General features: G+C 57.1%; 16 protein-coding genes and 3 tRNA genes. 6 read left to right on the top strand and 13 right to left on the bottom strand.

What is annotated here, in order from left to right:
• Positions 1–8 precede the first annotated feature (8 nt).
• The 5 genes from B9P63_RS03825 to hemA form a co-directional block, all read right to left on the bottom strand.
• Positions 9–548 (bottom strand): GIY-YIG nuclease family protein, encoded by a 540-nt coding sequence (locus B9P63_RS03825; protein ID WP_085307244.1) that lies wholly within the window; start codon positions 546–548, stop codon positions 9–11.
• Positions 545–1,678: a DNA cytosine methyltransferase gene (locus tag B9P63_RS03820; protein ID WP_085307243.1), complete on the bottom strand. Its 1,134-nt coding sequence runs from the start codon at positions 1,676–1,678 to the stop codon at positions 545–547. The genes B9P63_RS03825 and B9P63_RS03820 overlap by 4 nt, the downstream gene beginning before the upstream one ends.
• A gap of 43 nt (positions 1,679–1,721) precedes the next feature.
• Complete coding sequence (gene ispG / locus B9P63_RS03815) at positions 1,722–2,867, bottom strand: flavodoxin-dependent (E)-4-hydroxy-3-methylbut-2-enyl-diphosphate synthase (protein WP_085307316.1); 1,146 nt, start codon at positions 2,865–2,867, stop codon at positions 1,722–1,724.
• Positions 2,868–2,970: 103 nt separating this feature from the next.
• Positions 2,971–4,224: a helix-turn-helix domain-containing protein gene (locus B9P63_RS03810; protein WP_085307242.1), complete on the bottom strand. Its 1,254-nt coding sequence runs from the start codon at positions 4,222–4,224 to the stop codon at positions 2,971–2,973.
• Between the two features lie 123 nt (positions 4,225–4,347).
• Positions 4,348–5,571: a 5-aminolevulinate synthase gene (hemA, locus tag B9P63_RS03805; protein ID WP_085307241.1), complete on the bottom strand. Its 1,224-nt coding sequence runs from the start codon at positions 5,569–5,571 to the stop codon at positions 4,348–4,350.
• Positions 5,572–5,864: 293 nt separating this feature from the next.
• On the opposite strand from hemA, the gene B9P63_RS03800 reads away from it, so the two are divergent.
• Together B9P63_RS03800 and B9P63_RS03795 are read left to right on the top strand one after the other, a co-directional pair.
• On the top strand, positions 5,865–7,238 hold the full coding sequence (locus tag B9P63_RS03800) for a M20/M25/M40 family metallo-hydrolase (RefSeq protein ID WP_085307240.1): 1,374 nt from the start codon (positions 5,865–5,867) through the stop codon (positions 7,236–7,238).
• On the top strand, positions 7,235–8,104 hold the full coding sequence (locus B9P63_RS03795; protein WP_085307239.1) for an alpha/beta fold hydrolase: 870 nt from the start codon (positions 7,235–7,237) through the stop codon (positions 8,102–8,104). Before B9P63_RS03800 ends, B9P63_RS03795 begins: the two co-directional genes overlap by 4 nt.
• Before the next feature lie 15 nt (positions 8,105–8,119).
• Here the strand turns inward: B9P63_RS03795 and B9P63_RS03790 are convergent.
• The 5 genes from B9P63_RS03790 to B9P63_RS19385 form a co-directional block, all read right to left on the bottom strand.
• Positions 8,120–8,196 (bottom strand) — tRNA-Asp (locus B9P63_RS03790).
• Between the two features lie 148 nt (positions 8,197–8,344).
• A tRNA-Asp gene (locus B9P63_RS03785) sits at positions 8,345–8,421 on the bottom strand.
• A 126-nt stretch (positions 8,422–8,547) separates the two neighbouring features.
• Positions 8,548–8,623, bottom strand: a tRNA-Val gene (locus B9P63_RS03780).
• A 66-nt stretch (positions 8,624–8,689) separates the two neighbouring features.
• Positions 8,690–9,271, bottom strand: coding sequence for a histidine phosphatase family protein (locus tag B9P63_RS03775; RefSeq protein ID WP_085307238.1), 582 nt, complete (start codon positions 9,269–9,271; stop codon positions 8,690–8,692).
• Between the two features lie 40 nt (positions 9,272–9,311).
• Positions 9,312–9,596 carry an HU family DNA-binding protein gene (locus tag B9P63_RS19385; RefSeq protein WP_245830544.1) on the bottom strand — a complete coding sequence of 95 codons (285 nt, stop codon included), beginning with the start codon at positions 9,594–9,596 and terminating at the stop codon, positions 9,312–9,314.
• Here B9P63_RS19385 and B9P63_RS19380 point away from each other — a divergent pair.
• The gene (locus B9P63_RS19380; protein WP_245830543.1) at positions 9,586–9,939 is read left to right on the top strand and encodes a hypothetical protein; all 354 of its coding nucleotides are present in this window, start codon (positions 9,586–9,588) and stop codon (positions 9,937–9,939) included. The genes B9P63_RS19385 and B9P63_RS19380 overlap by 11 nt on opposite strands.
• A gap of 109 nt (positions 9,940–10,048) precedes the next feature.
• Here the strand turns inward: B9P63_RS19380 and lon are convergent, their stop codons facing one another.
• Positions 10,049–12,454 (bottom strand): endopeptidase La, encoded by a 2,406-nt coding sequence (lon, locus tag B9P63_RS03765; protein WP_085307236.1) that lies wholly within the window; start codon positions 12,452–12,454, stop codon positions 10,049–10,051.
• 329 nt (positions 12,455–12,783) lie between these two features.
• Positions 12,784–13,950, bottom strand: coding sequence for a tRNA guanosine(34) transglycosylase Tgt (tgt, locus tag B9P63_RS03760; protein ID WP_085307235.1), 1,167 nt, complete (start codon positions 13,948–13,950; stop codon positions 12,784–12,786).
• A 129-nt stretch (positions 13,951–14,079) separates the two neighbouring features.
• Here tgt and rimK point away from each other — a divergent pair, with 129 nt between their 5' ends.
• A complete protein-coding gene (gene rimK, locus B9P63_RS03755; protein WP_085307315.1) occupies positions 14,080–15,468 on the top strand; it encodes a 30S ribosomal protein S6--L-glutamate ligase in 1,389 nt (462 codons plus the stop codon).
• On the opposite strand, the gene B9P63_RS03750 is transcribed toward rimK, so the two are convergent.
• Complete coding sequence (locus B9P63_RS03750; protein WP_176219095.1) at positions 15,465–16,682, bottom strand: multidrug effflux MFS transporter; 1,218 nt, start codon at positions 16,680–16,682, stop codon at positions 15,465–15,467. The genes rimK and B9P63_RS03750 overlap by 4 nt on opposite strands.
• 121 nt (positions 16,683–16,803) lie before the next feature.
• On the opposite strand from B9P63_RS03750, the gene B9P63_RS03745 reads away from it, so the two are divergent.
• Positions 16,804–17,166, top strand: a complete 363-nt coding sequence (locus B9P63_RS03745) for an SUF system Fe-S cluster assembly protein (RefSeq protein WP_085307314.1) — start codon at positions 16,804–16,806, stop codon at positions 17,164–17,166.
• Positions 17,167–17,249: 83 nt separating this feature from the next.
• Positions 17,250–17,630: a HesB/IscA family protein gene (locus tag B9P63_RS03740; protein WP_085307233.1), complete on the top strand. Its 381-nt coding sequence runs from the start codon at positions 17,250–17,252 to the stop codon at positions 17,628–17,630.
• Positions 17,631–17,645: the final 15 nt, after the last annotated feature.

Raw genomic sequence — 17,645 nt, 5'->3', positions numbered from 1 at the left:
AGCCACCTCTAAAGAAAGGTCTTGTGATAGGTCACGAGACGCTCGAAATGAGCATCCAAAGCGCGCTTCAAGTGAGGCGCGCTTTTTACTGTCTGGATGTAATCCACGAGGATGCCGTATTGCCTGATCTGCCGCTCGAGGCGTTGATCTGGACGCAGGCGGCGCAGGCGTTCATCCTCATCGATCACTTGCAGGGTTTGCTTGGCAGGTTCGGTGATTTCGCCCTGTGGGAGTGGCAAAACCTTACCGTTCATTAGCGGCTTTTGCGCATCAAACCGCTGGAACAGCGCCGCTTCAAGCGGTTCGATGTCAGCCCGATCGGCCACAGGCCAGGCCCAGACATACGCAATTTCCCAGACATCCACTTGCCGGTTGGCGATCACGTCAGAGCGCGCAGACGTCAGATGACGGCGCACGCGCGAGCGGATACCGTCGACGGATTGTCCAACGTATAGAGGTACTTGGTCCAGATCACAAAGCGCGTAGACGCCAATTTCATCGCTTAGCGCGCTGAGAGCAGATTTGCGAAATTCCTGCGCGCGGCTCATGCGGCCAGCATCGGTTGGAACAGTTGCGCCTCAAGGTAGGACACGATCGGCACGACTACGCCGTCCCCTGCCACCTTATAGGCACTGTTGTAGCGCGCGGGCATTTTGTAGCTCTCCGGCAGGCCCATCAAGCGCGCGGCTTCTTTGCTCGAGAGCAAGCGCGCCTTGATCGAATTGCCTTTCACGAAGACAATCGTCTGGCGCGACGAGCCGCCAGCGGGCGTGCGCAGGCAGCCTGCGATGCCGTCGAAACGCACCTCGGCGCGTTGGCGGATCTTGCCGTTTTCATCGGGGCGTCCACGTTTATAGAGCAGGCCAATCTCGCGCTTGCCAGCGCGGCGCGCCTGCGCGATGCGCGCGCTGCTTGGCCCCGACATCATCGCCAGAAGCGCATCGACCTGGCTGTCCTCGAACCATGCGGTATCAGGTTTTTTGTCAATGATCTGCTCGAGCGCGATATCGCTGGGCGCAGGGGCACTATGCGCCCACCAGACGAAATCGGATTTCAGATCGACCGAAGCGGCGTTAACATAACGGCGCAGTTTCTCGGTGTGGAACACACCTGTTGGCGCACTCAGACGAAGGGCATTTGCATCAATATCCTTGCGCAATGCGATCACAAAAAGACGCGGACGGCTTTGCGGCACGAAATGGCGCGCATCAATTTCAAGCGCTCCGACGCGATACCCAAGCGACGCCAAGGAATTGAGAACATAGGTAAAATCGCGCCCCTGCGCGCGGCTCATCAGCCCCGTGACATTCTCAAACGCAATCACGCGCGGCGCAAAGCCCGCTTTGACGCTTTGCGAGATCAGCTTCATCCAGTGATAGAACACGCCGCTGCGCATCCCCTTGAGACCCTTGCCATTACCTGCAAGGCTGAAATCCTGACAGGGGCTGGAGGCCCAGACCAGATCGAGCGGTTGATGCAGCGCGCTTGGATCGAGCCCGGCGACATCCCCCTCGATCAGACGATTACCGCCCCAATTGTCGCGGTACACCGCACATTTCATCGGGTCGATATCATTGGCAAGCGCGCAGTCCCAGGACGCGCCAAGGGCGGCGTGCACCATGCCCCCGCCTGCGAAAAATTCCGCAAATTTGGGGCGCTGTAGAGGGGCATTTACCATAACTTGAAATACTCTGGCACCGTGGCCAAGTCGAGCGCGAAGTCTACTCGGCCGCTGCTGCTTCGGTCTCTGCCTCTGCCGCCATTTCCGCATCGATCACCGCCGCGCGTTTTTCGACCTGCTCGACGATATGCTCGACCATCTGCTCGTTGCTGAGCTTGTGGCTTTGCTTGCCAGCGAGGTAAACCATGCCAGAACCAGCGCCGCCCCCAGTAAACCCGACGTCAGTCATCAGCGCTTCGCCGGGGCCGTTCACGACGCAGCCGATGATGCTCAGGCTCATCGGGGTCTTGATATGCTCGAGGCGTTTTTCCAGCGCTTCCACCGTCTTGATCACATCAAAGCCTTGGCGTGCACAGGACGGACATGAGATAATGTTGACGCCGCGATGGCGCAGGCCCAGCGATTTGAGGATTTCAAAGCCAACTTTGACTTCTTCTATGGGATCGGCAGACAGGGACACACGGATCGTGTCGCCAATGCCCATCCACAAAAGATTGCCAAGGCCGATCGCCGATTTGATCGTGCCGCTAACCAGCCCACCCGCTTCGGTGATGCCAAGGTGAATCGGTGCATCCGTCGCCTCAGCCAGCTTTTGGTACGCAGCGGCGGACATGAATACATCGGAGGCTTTGCAGCTGATCTTGAATTCGTGGAAATCATTGTCTTGCAGGATGCGAATATGCTCCAGCCCGCTTTCCACCATCGCATCGGGGCACGGCTCGCCGTATTTCTCAAGCAGATGCTTTTCCAGTGAGCCCGCGTTCACGCCAATGCGAATGGAACATCCGTGATCCTTGGCTGCTGCGATCACCTCGCGCACACGGCGCTCGTCGCCGATGTTGCCGGGGTTGATACGCAGGCAGGCTGCGCCCGCTTCTGCCGCCTCGATCGCGCGTTTGTAGTGGAAATGAATGTCTGCAACGATGGGAACGCTGCTTTCGCGCACGATATCGCGCAGCGCTTTGGTCGAAGATTCATCAGGCGTCGAGACGCGCACAATATCTGCGCCCGCCTCTGCGGCCGCCTGTACCTGCGCCACAGTTGCAGCCACATTGGAAGTGTCGGTATTGGTCATGGTTTGCACTGCAATAGGTGCATCGCCCCCCACGGGCACGTTGCCAACCATGATCTGACGCGATGTGCGGCGGTAGATGTTCTTCCAAGGGCGGATGTGGTTCAGCGACATGGGGTTTCCCTTTTGCACGGACGTCTCACTCACCTCTACATAGGGCGCGCGCAAAGTCGGGGCAATGTGGCGGTGTGATTTAGCAAGGCTTATTTGATGCGGCTTATTCGGTAGGAAGCGACATGCTCTGAAGCTCGGCCACGACGCGCGCCAAATCCTGATCGCCGGAAATATTCGCAACGGCGTAATTCTGCGAAACCGCCTCAGCCGAGAGCGCGACGTTCGACGTCACCTGCCCGCGTGGACCGACAGGGCCGAAATGTTGACCGTTCACCGCGAAATAGATCGCGCCGGATTCGCCGACGCGCAGTGTCGCGGGATCTTCGGTCACAGGAATCGCATAGGTATCGCCCGCGTTCAAAATCCCCTCGAATACCGAAGAGCCATCAGCGGCGCGCACACGCACCCAAGCGGGACGCACTGCAACAAGTTGCACTTGACCCGGAATTTGTCCAACGACCTGCGGCACCGCACCAATAGGCGCAGCGCTTGGTGCGAGCTGAACCGTGCCATCAGCCAGCAGAACGGGCTGGGCCTGCACATCGGGAGTGTTCGTCTGTGCAGAGGCAAAGGCACCCATGCTGCGCGGATTGATCATGGAAATCGGTGCATCGCGTGCAACGAGAACCGGCATATCAAGCGCTTTGGGGCGATAAAGGCGATCAAGGCCTTCTTGCTCGGACGTGCTTAACGCGCCCGCCATACGAGCCGCCCCGGTTTCAGACGCATTGCCTGCCAGCGACGTGGCGCGTGTGACCGGATCAAGATCGGTCAGAACCACAGGGGTTTCGTCCACAGGCGCAAGGCGCACTTGCTGCACTTCGTTCAGGACGGTCCAGCCGCCGAAACCGATCGCCCCCAAAAGCATCACCAGAACCAGTGTCGATCCAATTGCGCCCGGCTCAACACGCGAAAAGAACGCGTCGTTTGTCGGAACGAAGGGTGTGCTGGGCTGCGCAAACGGATCGCGGCCAACTTGCGATGCGGCGATAATCTCGGCGGCGCGCGATTTTTTGATCGTCGATGCCTCGACGGACATGCCATGCGCCGTCGAAAAGCCGCTCTCGGTGCAGAATGCGTCAAAGGCGCGCTCGGGGTCCATGCCCAAGTAACGCGCGTATGAACGCACATAGCCGGCGATAAATCCGGGGGTCTCAAAGATGCTGGGGTCCGCGTTTTCGATGGCGGAAATATAGGAAGCTTTGATCTTAAGCTCGCGCTGAACGTCGAGCAAGGATTTGCCAAGCGTCGCACGCTCGCCGCGCATCATGTCGCCAAGCCGCAGATCGTAGTCGTCGAATCCCTTGGGAGCGACGTCCAACTCTTCCGCTTTGCGCGTTTTTTTGCGCCCGATCATTCGCCCTGCCCCATGCCGAAATTTACTGCCTTGCCCACAAACTTATCCACAAGTTCGATTCGAACTCAGGTGTTATTGAGCCAACGCTAGCATGGTGCAACAGATTTTGCACCAGTCTTAACGCTAAGCCGTTAATTCGGCACGATTCAGCGCACAATGAGACCACAGCGCATCCATCGCCTGAACCAGTTTGTTCATCTCGTCCGGACCATGCACGGGGGACGGGGTAAAGCGCAGCCGCTCGGTGCCGCGTGGCACAGTAGGAAAGTTGATCGGCTGGACGTAAATTCCGAAATCCTCAAGCAACATATCGGAGAGTTTTTTGGTGTGCAGCGGATTACCCACCATCACCGGAACGATATGCGAGCCATGATCGATGATCGGCAGACCCATGCCCTTAAGGCGCAATTTCAGGATTTTCGCCTGTGTCTGGTGCTGCTCGCGCAGCTCGGGCGTGCGTTTGAGGAACGCAACCGACGCCGCCGCCCCCGCCGCAACCGCGGGCGGGATCGAGGTGGTGAAGATGAATCCGGGCGCATAAGAGCGGATCGCATCGCACATCTTGAAGGAGGCGGCGATATAGCCGCCCATGACGCCGTAGGCTTTGGCAAGCGTTCCGTTAATGATATCAATGCGGTGCATCAACCGGTCGCGCTCGGCCACGCCTGCGCCGCGCGGTCCGTACATGCCGACGGCATGCACTTCGTCAATATAGGTCAGCGCGCCGAATTCATCCGCAAGATCGCAGATTTCCTTGATCGGCCCGAAATCACCGTCCATCGAATAGATCGATTCGAAAGCAATAAGCTTGGGCGCGTTCGAATCGTCCGCCTCCAGAAGCTCGCGAAGATGCGCCACGTCGTTGTGGCGGAAAATACGTTTCGCCCCGCCATTGCGGCGCACGCCCTCGATCATCGAGGCATGGTTAAGCGCGTCCGAATAGATGATCAAACCGGGGAACAGCTTGGGCAACGTCGAGAGCGTCGCGTCATTGGCGATATAGGCAGAGGTGAACAGCAGCGCCGCTTCCTTGCCGTGCAGATCGGCCAGTTCCGCTTCGAGGCGCTTGTGATAGACCGTGGTGCCAGAGATGTTGCGCGTGCCGCCAGAGCCAGCGCCCGTTGCGTCAATCGCCTCGTGCATCGCATCGAGCACGACAGGGTTTTGCCCCATGCCAAGATAGTCGTTGCCACACCAAACCGTTATAGCTTGCTCGGACCCGTCAGGTTTACGCCACATCGCATGTGGAAAATTACCGTTCTTGCGTTCGATATCGATGAACGTGCGATAGCGTCCTTCAGAGTGAAGGTTCTGCAAACGTGCATCAAGCTGAGCCGTATAGTCCAAGCGGCCTCTCCCCATCTTTGTGTCGTCAATCGCGTAGACGATGCGATATCCAAGAGCGTTTTAGTCACAGCATTCAAATTTGTGAATGAATAACCCCTGAGTTTTCCTGTGGCAATCCTTTAGCAGTGGTCCACATGTCGCAGCCTTGATCTAAATCAAGTAAATCAGGTGCATCTTTACGCGTGTTTTCTGATGGCTCTTTTCAATTTGGAAACAGACCGTGTTCTGGACACGCGCGCACAGCCTGTTAGCGTCTGCGCGACTCTCTCTCACACACACGGAGCCTTGTGCTTATGTCACTCGACGATGTCCTCGCCAAAATCGACGAAAACCTACCAGAAGCGACGGAGCGTTTGCTCAAACTGCTGCGAATCCCGTCAATTTCCACTGACCCCGCCTTCAAGCGCGATTGCGATGATGCGGCCGACTGGCTGGTCGCCGATCTCAAGACCCTTGGCGTGGATGCCTCCAAGCGGATGACCACAGGTCATCCTATGGTGGTTGGGCATGTGGACGGCGATGGCCCGCATTTGCTGTTTTACGGCCACTACGATGTGCAGCCTGTCGATCCGCTCGAACTTTGGGATCGCCCGCCGTTCGAGCCACAGGTTGAGGACACCGACAAAGGCCAGGTGATCCGCGGGCGCGGTGCCTCAGATGACAAAGGCCAGTTGATGACCTTCATCGAGGCTTGCCGCGCGTGGAAAGCGGTACATGGATCATTGCCTTGCAAGATCACCTTTTTCTTTGAGGGCGAAGAAGAAAGCGGATCACCCTCGCTGGTGCCGTTCATGATGGAAAACGCCAAGGAGCTCACAACCGATATCGCACTGATCTGCGACACGGGCCTGTTCGAGAGCGCAGTGCCTGCGATCACCACGATGCTGCGCGGCCTTGTTGCCGAGGAAGTCATCATCAAAGGCCCAGACCGCGATCTGCATTCGGGGATGTACGGCGGCATCGCGATGAATCCGATTCGGGTTTTGTCCAAGATTATCACAGGGCTACACGACACGACGGGGCGCATCACATTGCCCGGTTTTTACGACGGCGTGCCCGAACTCAGCGATGAAATCCGCGCGCAGTGGCAAAACCTCGCCTTTGATCACAGTGCCTATCTTGGCGATGTGGGGCTTAGCGTGCCCGCGGGCGAGCAAGATCGCACGCCCCTCGAAATGATCTGGTCGCGCCCGACCTGCGATGTGAACGGTATTTGGGGCGGCTATGCGGGGGACGGATTCAAAACGGTTCTTCCCGCAGAGGCTGGCGCAAAAATCAGCTTTCGCCTAGTTGGAACGCAGGATCCTGACAAGATTCACGACGCTTTCGAAGCCTATGTCCTGTCGTGCCTGCCCGAAGATTACACCGCCGAATTCCCGCTCGGCAAAGGCTCCAAAGCGGCGCAAATGGCAATCACCGATCCCATGTTCGAAAAAGCGCGCAAAGCACTCAGCGACGAGTGGCCACGCCCTGCCTCATATATCGGATGCGGCGGATCTATTCCTATCGCGGGGCACTTCAAGGACATTCTGGGCGTGGATGCGATGCTGATCGGGTTCAGCAAGGATGACGATCAAATCCACTCGCCAAATGAGAAATACGACATGCAGAGCTTTCACAAAGGCACGCGTTCCTGGGCGCGCATTCTTGCGGCGCTCTCTGCATGATAAAGGGCTTTCGCGCCGCTGTTCACGGCGGTCCTTGCGGCCCGATCGCCTACTCGCAGGCCGGTTCAGGCCCCGCTGTGATCCTGCTGCATGGTTTCCCGCAAACGCGGGCAATGTGGCATGGCATTGCCCCTGATCTGGCCCAGAATTACCGTGTGATCTGCCCTGATCTGCGCGGCTACGGTGCTTCTGCCAAACCGCTCGGCGTCGCGCATTACAGCTTTCGCGAGATGGGGCGCGACATCCTTGCGCTGATGGATCACCTCGGGATCGAGAGCGCGCATCTGATCGGGCATGATCGCGGCGCGCGGGTCTCGCACCGCTTGGCGCTGGATGAACCAATGCGGTTCAAGACATTGACTTTGATGGATATTATTCCAACCCACACACTTTTTTCAGAGCTGAGCCGCGAGGTGGCTTTGGCTTACTATCATTGGTTCTTCCTCGCTCTGCCAGCACCAATCCCCGATGATATGATCGCCCATGATCCGGACAGCTACTTCATGTCTTGCCTGACAGGTTGGGGCACCGGAGATGAGCCAGAGTTCAACGCCGGTGCCCTTGCCGCTTACCAGACGGCTTGGCGCCAGCGCGATACGATTCGCGCCATGTGCGATCATTACCGCGCCGCAGCGACATTGGATTTTGCAGTGGACGCAAGCGATCTGGAGCAGCGCATCGCCTGCCCGTCCCTTGTGCTATATGCCGAGCGCGGAATCATGGACAAAGCCTATGACATGCGCCGTGTATGGGCAGAAAAGCTAAGTGATTTCACCGCCAAACCCATGCGCGGAGGTCATTTCTTTCCGGACCATTACCCCGAAGAAACGTTAGCAGCCTTGCACGCATTCTGGGGACAAAATTAGTCATCTAGGAAAAAATGGCGCGGTTGACGGGACTCGAACCCGCGACCCCCGGCGTGACAGGCCGGTACTCTAACCAACTGAGCTACAACCGCGCAATGAGGGCGAGATAGGCCAAGCTCGCAGAGCCGTCAAGCGCCATTCGGTGCGAATTTTGCAGAGATATCAAATTATTGCAATCGGGTGTAAGGCCCGAGCCGGAAATGCAAAAGGCCCCCCGAAGGGAGCCTTTTAAGCAGCAAGTGGCGCGGTTGACGGGACTCGAACCCGCGACCCCCGGCGTGACAGGCCGGTACTCTAACCAACTGAGCTACAACCGCTCACTGCTCATCCAGTCTCCTGAATGTTTGGCCGTAATATGCGGCTAATCCCGACCCGTCAAGCATGGTTTCATGCAAGAGCGCAGAATTTTTCAGCCGATTTAAGAGACTAACAAAAAGGGGGAATGGTGGGTGATGAGAGACTCGAACTCCCGACATCTTCGGTGTAAACGAAGCGCTCTACCAACTGAGCTAATCACCCGATCTGACGCTCGTTTAGACAGTTCCGCGCGCCCGTGCAACTCAAAAATTCGCTCCTTTAGCGACTTTATCGCAGGATCGTTTCGACACCGTTTTCGATCTTGTAAATACAGCCCTGTTCATGGCTCAAATCCAACATCTCCTCGAAGGTCAGACCGCGCAGCAGCCCTCGCAGCACACAAAGAGTCGCGCCATGGGTAAATAAAATGCTGGTCTTGCTTAGTGCGTCCAGCAAATCCGTGCAGCGCGCGATCACCGCCTGAGCGCCCTCTCCGTCGGGGGCAAGAAACATCAGCTCGAAAGAATTGCGCGCCTGCTCAAAAAGCGGCGCATCACTGCGCGCGATCTCGTCCAGATGGGCCCCATCCCAAGACCCTGCCGTGATTTCGCGCAGGCGTGCATCGGCTTGAAACTCCGCCCCAAGCCCGTCAAGCGCCAGATGCGCTGTGGCCTGCGCGCGCCCCAACGGGCTGCACAAAATGTCTGCCGCGCGCAAATCACCCCAATGCTCCGACAAAAGCGCGCCTTGACGCAAGGCCTGCGCCCTGCCCTGCTCGGTCAAATCGGAATCCAGACGCCCCTGCAAACGCGCGGCGACGTTCCACTGCGTTTGCCCGTGGCGAAGCAAATAAACTGTAGGATAAGTCATCCGTTGCGCATATCCGAAATTCTCTTGAGGCGTCTAGAACTTATCCTGCCGCATCGACGTCGGGGGCTCTGCCGCTACCCGGAACACGGCTGCTCTGGCGCACTTTAACAATCAGAACATTACCGCCCTGAACCTCTTTGGTGCGGTTGATCTTTATCTTGCCAAGCGGTTGCAAGTTCATCTCGCGCCCCTCAGAAAGCGTTTCGCCCAGCACTTCCAGCATCGCTTCGATTACAGGTTTCGCATCTTTCTTCTTGATGCCCGAACGCTCCGTCACCGTATCAATCAATTCCTTCTTTTTCAGCGCCGGGTCCGTGACCAACACCGAACTCGACGTGACAACGACGGGTTTAGGCGTTGCGTCGATCGCTGATTTTGCGGCCGCAGCCTTAGTCAACGTGCTCGATTGCACGCGTGCGGCAGTTTTTTTCGCAGCAGGCTTTGTCGCTGATTTTGTTGTCTTTTTTTCTGAAGCTGTTTGCAATGTGCTAGATTTTACCATGTCTTTTTACCTTTTGTCCCTCAATTGGAAACAAACTATCAAGAAAACAGGTCTGCATCTAGCCGTCCTGTCTCCGTCAAGGCATGCGTCGGCAGTTTTGCCGCACAATACCGCCCGGGTATTGCAATGGTTTTCTGCAGGTATTAAAAAATCCAAGCGATCTTAACCTATCGATACCGATCAATATTTTGCCATGGGGCAGAAAAATCTTAACGCATTTCAGTAAAAAACGGTGCCCGATCAAGAGCACCGTTTTTCACTTCAAGCATTCCAGATCAATGCGCGACTTTGCTCGCGCTGTCCCCGGATTTCAAAGCAGCAGCCGCTGCCGCCTCTTCGGCGATCTCATCCCACTCCACCGGCTCCGGCACCGCGACAAGCGCATGACGCAAGACTTCGCTCACATGCGAGACGGGAATGATATTGATCCCCGCTTTCACATTGTCAGGGATATCGCGCAGATCTTTTTCGTTCTCCTGCGGGATCAGCACGGTGGTGATGCCGCCGCGAAGCGCCGCCAGCAGTTTCTCCTTCAAACCACCGATCGCCAAAGCATTGCCGCGTAGCGTGACCTCGCCCGTCATCGCGATATCACGGCGCACCGGAATACCCGTGAGAACCGACACAATAGATGTCACCATCGCCAATCCTGCAGAAGGACCATCCTTGGGCGTTGCGCCCTCGGGCACGTGTACGTGGATATCCCACTTCTCGAACTTGGGCGGCTTCACCCCGATTTCAGGCGCGATCGAGCGCACATAAGAACTCGCCGCGTCGATGCTTTCCTTCATCACATCGCCCAGCTTGCCCGTGGTTTTCATGCGCCCTTTACCGGGCAGTCGCAGCGCCTCGATGTTCAAAAGCTCACCGCCGACCGACGTATAGGCAAGGCCGGTGACCACACCCACCTGATCTTCTTGCTCCGCAAGGCCATAGCGATATTTCTTGACGCCCAGATAATCATCAAGGTTCTCAGGTGTTATCGTGATCGACGTTTCTTCGCCTTTCACAATCTTGGTCACCGCTTTACGGGCCAGTTTCGCGATTTCACGCTCAAGATTACGCACGCCCGCTTCGCGCGTATAGACGCGCACCATTTCAAGCAGCGCGTCATCCGTGAGCGCGAATTCAGACGCTTTCAAGCCGTGGTTCTTCACCTGCTTGTCGATCAAATGTTGCTTTGCGATCTCGCATTTTTCATCCTCGGTGTAGCCTGCGAGTGGAATAATCTCCATGCGGTCAAGCAAAGGTCCGGGCATGTTGTAAGAATTCGCTGTCGTCAGGAACATCACGTTGCTCAGGTCATATTCGACCTCGAGATAGTGATCGACAAAAGTGCCGTTCTGTTCCGGATCGAGAACTTCGAGCATCGCAGAAGCGGGATCACCGCGAAAATCCTGGCCCATCTTGTCGATTTCATCAAGCAAGATCAGCGGGTTCGTGGTTTTCGCCTTTTTCAGTGCCTGAATGATCTTACCGGGCATCGAGCCGATGTATGTGCGGCGATGACCACGAATTTCGCTCTCGTCGCGTACACCGCCAAGAGAGATGCGAATAAACTCACGCCCCGTCGCCCGCGCAACGGATTTGCCAAGCGACGTTTTACCCACGCCGGGAGGACCAACAAGGCACATAATCGGGCCTTTAAGTTTTTTGCTGCGCTGCTGCACCGCGAGGTATTCGACGATACGTTCTTTCACCTTATCAAGGCCATAGTGATCCGCATCGAGCACTTGCTGCGCCGCGATTAGGTTCTTCTTCACGCGGGATTTCGTACCCCACGGAATCGCCAGCATCCAGTCAAGATAGTTGCGCACGACCGTCGCTTCGGCGCTCATAGGGCTCATGTTCTTGAGCTTTTTGATCTCCGCATCGGCCTTTTCGCGCGCTTCCTTGCTTAGCTTGGTCGCAAGAACGCGGCCCTCCAGCTCGGCCACTTCGTTCTGGCCATCTTCGCCATCACCAAGTTCCTTCTGGATCGCCTTCATTTGCTCGTTCAGATAGTATTCACGCTGGGTGCGTTCCATCTGGGTTTTGACGCGGGTCTTGATCTTTTTCTCAACCTGCAAAACGCTCATCTCGCCCTGCATCAGGCCATAGACCTTCTCAAGACGCTCACTGACAGAAAGCGTTTCAAGCAGATCCTGCTTTTGGTGTACTTCGATGCCCAAATGGCCTGAGACAAGATCCGCCAGTTTAGCCGGATCTTCAGTTTCCAAGACGGAGGCCAACGCCTCCTCGGGGACGTTTTTCTTGACCTTCGCGTAGCGCTCGAATTCGGTGCCGACGGTGCGAATAAGCGCCTCGATCGTCGTCGCGTCCCCTGGCATTTCCGTCAGATATTCGGCCCGCGCCTCGAAAAAGCTATCGTTTTCAAGATATTCGGTCACGCGCACACGCGATTGACCCTCGACCAGCACTTTGACAGTGCCGTCGGGCAGTTTCAGCAATTGCAGTACATTGGCGATCACGCCAGCGCGGAAAATCCCATCGCTTTGCGGATCGTCCTCTGACGGGTCTTGCTGCGCGGCAAGCAAAATTTGCTTGTCGTCCGACATTACCTCTTCGAGGGCGCGGACCGACTTTTCCCGGCCCACGAAAAGCGGCACGATCATATGTGGGAAGACCACGATGTCGCGCAGCGGCAGCACCGGGTAGGAAGAATTAAGAGGCTCTTGCATGCTCTGTCCTTATATTGGCAAGACGATCCGGCCCCGCTTGGCGGCAGCACTAATCATCTCCTGTTTGGCCACTTTAAATGGGGCACGCAAAGCAGCTTTTCAAGCCGCCGACGCGCCCGATGCCGTCCTTGTTAACAAAGCGCGCGCAGGGGCGCTAGCCTCTGGCAGGTAACTTCGCCAAAAATCTAGCAAGGATTTATCCCGCCTTTAAAACAAATACGAAGCATCGACGAGGCTCGCGATCAGCGTCAAGGCAAAGGCAGCGGAGCAAAGTTGCAAAAGTGTCATGCCACCACGCTTAACGGCGATACCTTGCAATATCGTAAACGCTAGAGCGGCTCGATGTCGCCAAGGGCGCGTGTTGCGTGAAATTCAACCTGCCATGCCGCGAAGGTTCCCGCCGCGATCGCATCGCGCATTCCTTGCATAAGATCCTGATAATAATGCAAATTATGCCACGTTAGCAACATGCCGGAAATCATTTCCTGAGACCGGAAAACATGATGCAAATATGCACGGGAATATTTTGTGCAGGCGGGGCAACCACATTCGCTATCGAGTGGGCGTGGATCATCCGCATGACGCGCGTTCTTGATGTTGACCTGCCCACGACGTGTCCAGGCCTGCCCTGTGCGGCCCGAGCGCGAGGGCAGCACACAATCCATCATATCAATGCCGCGCGCGACGGCCCCGACGATATCATCAGGCTTTCCGACGCCCATCAAATAGCGCGGTTTATCTTTTGGTAACATTTCCGGTGCATAGTCGAGAACACCGAACATCGCCTCTTGCCCCTCGCCTACGGCCAAACCACCGACCGCATAGCCGTCAAATTCAATCTCGCGCAGTTTTTGCGCACTTATTCCACGGAGCTCCTCTGTCACCCCACCTTGCTGAATACCAAAAAGCGCATGCCCCGGGCGATCACCAAAGGCGTCGCGCGAACGCTGTGCCCATCGCATCGACAATTCCATCGATTTGCGTACATCCGCCTCCGTTGCGGGCAGCGCAGGGCATTCGTCAAAGCACATCACAATGTCCGAGCCGAGCAGCTTTTGAATCTCGATCGAGCGTTCAGGCGTAAGATGGTGTTTTGAGCCGTCGATATGGCTTTTAAAGGTCACGCCTTCTTCGGTCAGCTTGCGCAATTCGGACAGGCTCATCACTTGAAAGCCGCCGCTGTCGGTCAGAATCGGGCGATCCCAGTTCATGAACTTGTGCAGCCCGCCAAGGCGGTCAATCCGCTCTGCCGTGGGTCGAAGCATCAGGTGATAAGTGTTGCCCAGCAAGATATCCGCACCCGTCGCACGCACGCTTTCGGGCATCATCGCCTTTACGGTGGCGGCGGTGCCTACGGGCATGAAGGCCGGCGTGCGAATCTCTCCGCGCGGCGTTGAAATGACGCCGGTGCGCGCGCGCCCGTCGGTGGCATTCAAAGTATAGGAAAACCGTTGCGGGCTCGGCTGATTCTGAGGCTGGTTCTGGGAATGTGTCATGGCAGGCGTCGTAATCGTGCGCGCGCCGATTGAAAAGAGGGCTGAGCAAAATCGCCACCTTATGTGCTGTGGGCAAAGCAATTGGCCTGCGTTAGGATGGGTTTCACTTTGCTGAACGAGGCAGGAAAAATGAACGATCCGATCACACTTGGCTGGGAAGAATGGGTATCACTTCCAACGCTTGGCCTGCCCGCGATGCGCGCGAAAATCGACACGGGCGCGCGCACATCCGCATTGCACGCGACTGAGATCGAGCCTTTCGGCTCTGCCAAGCAACCCAAAGTGCGCTTTACCGTGCATCCGATTCCCGGGCGCGAAGATTTGATCATCCCCTGCTCCGCCACCGTGATCGATCGGCGCGACGTGACCTCATCCAACGGCGAAACGGAGCTGCGCTACGTGATCGAGACAAGCATCATCGTCGGCGAAACCTCCTGGCCGATCGAAGTGACCCTGACCGATCGGCGCGGAATGGCTTCGCATATGTTGCTGGGCCGTCAAGCGCTGAACGAAAGCGTATCGGTCAACCCATCAGAGCGGTTTTGCCAGCCGCAGCTAAGCTACGAAATTTACCATAGCGCCACCATGCGGCGCGAAATGCCCAACCGCGCGCTGCGTATCGCGGTCCTTTCGCGCGAGGACAATTACTCGACCCGCCGCCTTGTAGAAGAGGGTGAAAAGCGGGGTCACACAGTTGAAGTTATTGACACAACACGTTGTTATATGGCGATAAACGCCCTATCACCGGAAGTGCATTATGACGGTGCACGCCTGCCACGCTTTGACGCCGTGATCCCGCGCATCGGTGCATCGGTGACGCCCTATGGTACCGCCGTTATCCGCCAGTTTGAAACGGTCGGCACGTTCTGTGTTAACGGTAGCCAAGGCATCACCGCCAGCCGCGACAAGCTGCACGCGCATCAACTCATGGCGCGTCACAAGATCGGCATGCCCAACACCGCTTTCGCCGCCAGTCCCAAGGACACCGGCAGCCTGATTTCGCTCGTCGGCACCGCGCCCTTGATTGTGAAGCTACTCGAAAGCACACAGGGCAAAGGCGTGGTCATGGCCGAAACCAAAAAAGCGGCGGAATCGGTGATTTCGGCGTTTCGCGGCCTCAAGGCCAATTTTCTGGTACAGGATTTCGTCAAGGAAGCGGCTGGCGAGGACGTGCGATGCCTTGTGATCGGCGGCAAGGTCGTCGCCTCGATCAAGCGCACGGCGGCCGCCGGTGAGTTTCGCTCCAACCTGCATCAGGGTGGCTCGGCCTCAAAGGTAAAGATCACCAAGGAAGAGCGCGAAACGGCGATCAAAGCCGCCAAAGCCTTTGGCCTTGGCATGGCAGGGGTCGATTTGCTGCGCTCGGAAACCGGTCCTAAAGTGCTGGAAGTCAATTCCTCACCCGGACTGGAAGGTGTTGAAAAGACGTCACAAAAGAACGTGGCCGAGCTAATTTACGAGCATATCGAAGCGCGCGTGCGCCCCGAGCCTGTTCGCAAACGTAAAACTACGCTTTAGTCAAAGCGCTCGAAAGTTTTGGAGGCGGGATAAGACGCCGCCAAAGCCCCTGCGCACATCAAAACCAGTAGTAGACAAAACAGCCAATCACCGTTCTGGGGCGTCAAAAGCGCACCCGTCAAAGCGCTGAACACCGCGCCCATAGCGGTCGCGATCGCCCCCGAAAGACCAGCGGCGCTGCCCGCCAGATCGGGGCGCACGCTCATCGCGCCGGTGTTCGCCGCCGCAAGGCTGATGCCGTTTGCCGCGCCCAAAGTAACCATCAATCCAAACACCAGATAGGGCGTATCAAATCCGCTCAGCACCAATAAAAGCGCGCCCACCGGCCCGATCATCCCGACCCAGCGCCCCCAGATCATCATCGCGCCAAGCGGTACACGCTCTGCGATACGGCCCGTTACGAAGCTGCCAAGAAAATAACCCAGCGCCGTGGCCCCCATCACAAAGCCCACAAAACTAGGGGAAAGACCGTAGATCTCACCCGCCACCAAAGGCGCACCTGCGAGAAAAACAAAAAACGCGGAAATCGAGAAACCAAGCACCAGCGTGTTCGTCCAAAAGGCCGCCGCGCGCGTGACGTCCTTGTAACCTTGCACCTGTTCTGCGTTGGTTTTCGCCGTACCCGAAGCAGTTTCGCCCAGATCCAAATAAATTACCGTGACGCAGAGCGCGCCCAATGCGGCAAACAGCCAGAAGACAGAGCGCCACCCAAGGGTCTCTTCCATCACGCCGCCGATCAGCGGCCCGATCATCGGCGCGACCGCCATCGCCATCGCGATATAGCCCAGCACCGATGTGCCTTTGCCCGGCGGATACATGTCGCGCACAATCGCGCGACTAAGGGTCGAGCCAGTCGCGCAGACCGCTTGGCACATGCGAAACACCAGAAAAAGCGCGTAATCCTGCGTGATCGCCGCCCCTGCGGAGGCCAGTGCAAAGATGGTAAACGTGCCAAGCAGGACAGGCCTGCGCCCAAAGCGGTCGGCCAAAGGACCAAGCAGGAGCGTCAGCACCGCCGAGAGGAAAAGATAGCCTGCGATCGCCATTGAAATCGCGCCATAGCTAACGCCGAATTCTGCCGCCATCGAGGGCAGCGAGGGCAGAAACAGGTTCAATGTCAGCACAGAAACCGCCGTCATCAAAATAAGCGTCGCGCGCCGGGGCGCGGTTGTGGCTGGGCCCAAATTGGCAGGGCTGAAACTGGGCAAGCGCATAGGTCTGATCCTTCCGCCCATCTGTGACGCGGCGATGTATTGAGCGCAAGTGTCGCCCTGCCCTTTACGCTGCGCGCGCCAATCCCTATATATTCAGTCAGGAACACGAATGAGGCTGATCATGACCGACGCGACCGCACCGCTAGAAGGCACACCGCTTATCGCCCCGTCCAGTACGGATCACGCGCTTTACGAGCCAATCGTAGAAGCGTGCCGCACTGTGTATGACCCTGAAATTCCAGTGAATATCTATGATCTTGGCCTGATTTACACGATCGACATCAGCCCCGAAAACGATGTACGCGTGCTCATGTCGCTCACTGCGCCGGGCTGTCCAGTCGCCGGTGAAATGCCCGGCTGGGTCGCCGAAGCGATCGAACCCATGGCAGGCGTCAAGCATGTCGAGGTCGAGCTGGTCTGGGAGCCGCCTTGGGGCATGGAGATGATGAGCGACGAAGCGCGCCTCGAGCTTGGATTTATGTAAACCGAAACCATAAAATATGTGGCCCTGTGCTAATTGTAGGCGCAGGTCACACACCCTAAATTTACGGCAAAGGAGTGCTCATCATGTTCGCGATTCCCGGCAAGCAAGCTGTGACCATAACCGCCAAGGCAGAAGCGCAAATCGCCAAACTCATGGCCAAGGACGGGCATATGGGGCTGCGCATCGGCGTAAAAAAAGGCGGCTGCGCGGGCATGGAATATACCATGGATTACGTGAACGAAGTTGATCCACACGATGAATTGGTCGAGCAGAACGCCGCCCGCGTGATGATTGCACCCATGGCGCAAATGTTCCTGTTTGGAACAGAGATCGATTATGAGACCTCCTTGCTGGAATCGGGCTTTAAATTCCGCAATCCCAATGTCACCGACGCCTGTGGTTGCGGCGAATCCATTAAATTCAAGGACGTGGAAGAATTGCAGGCAGAGGCCGCCAAGTCTTGACCTTGCGCGCCGTTC

This window comes from Planktotalea arctica (assembly GCF_002105285.1).
GTDB classification, from domain to species: domain Bacteria; phylum Pseudomonadota; class Alphaproteobacteria; order Rhodobacterales; family Rhodobacteraceae; genus Planktotalea; species Planktotalea arctica.
Note: the sequence above shows the minus strand (reverse complement) of the source record. Positions and strands in the feature narration are given on the sequence as shown.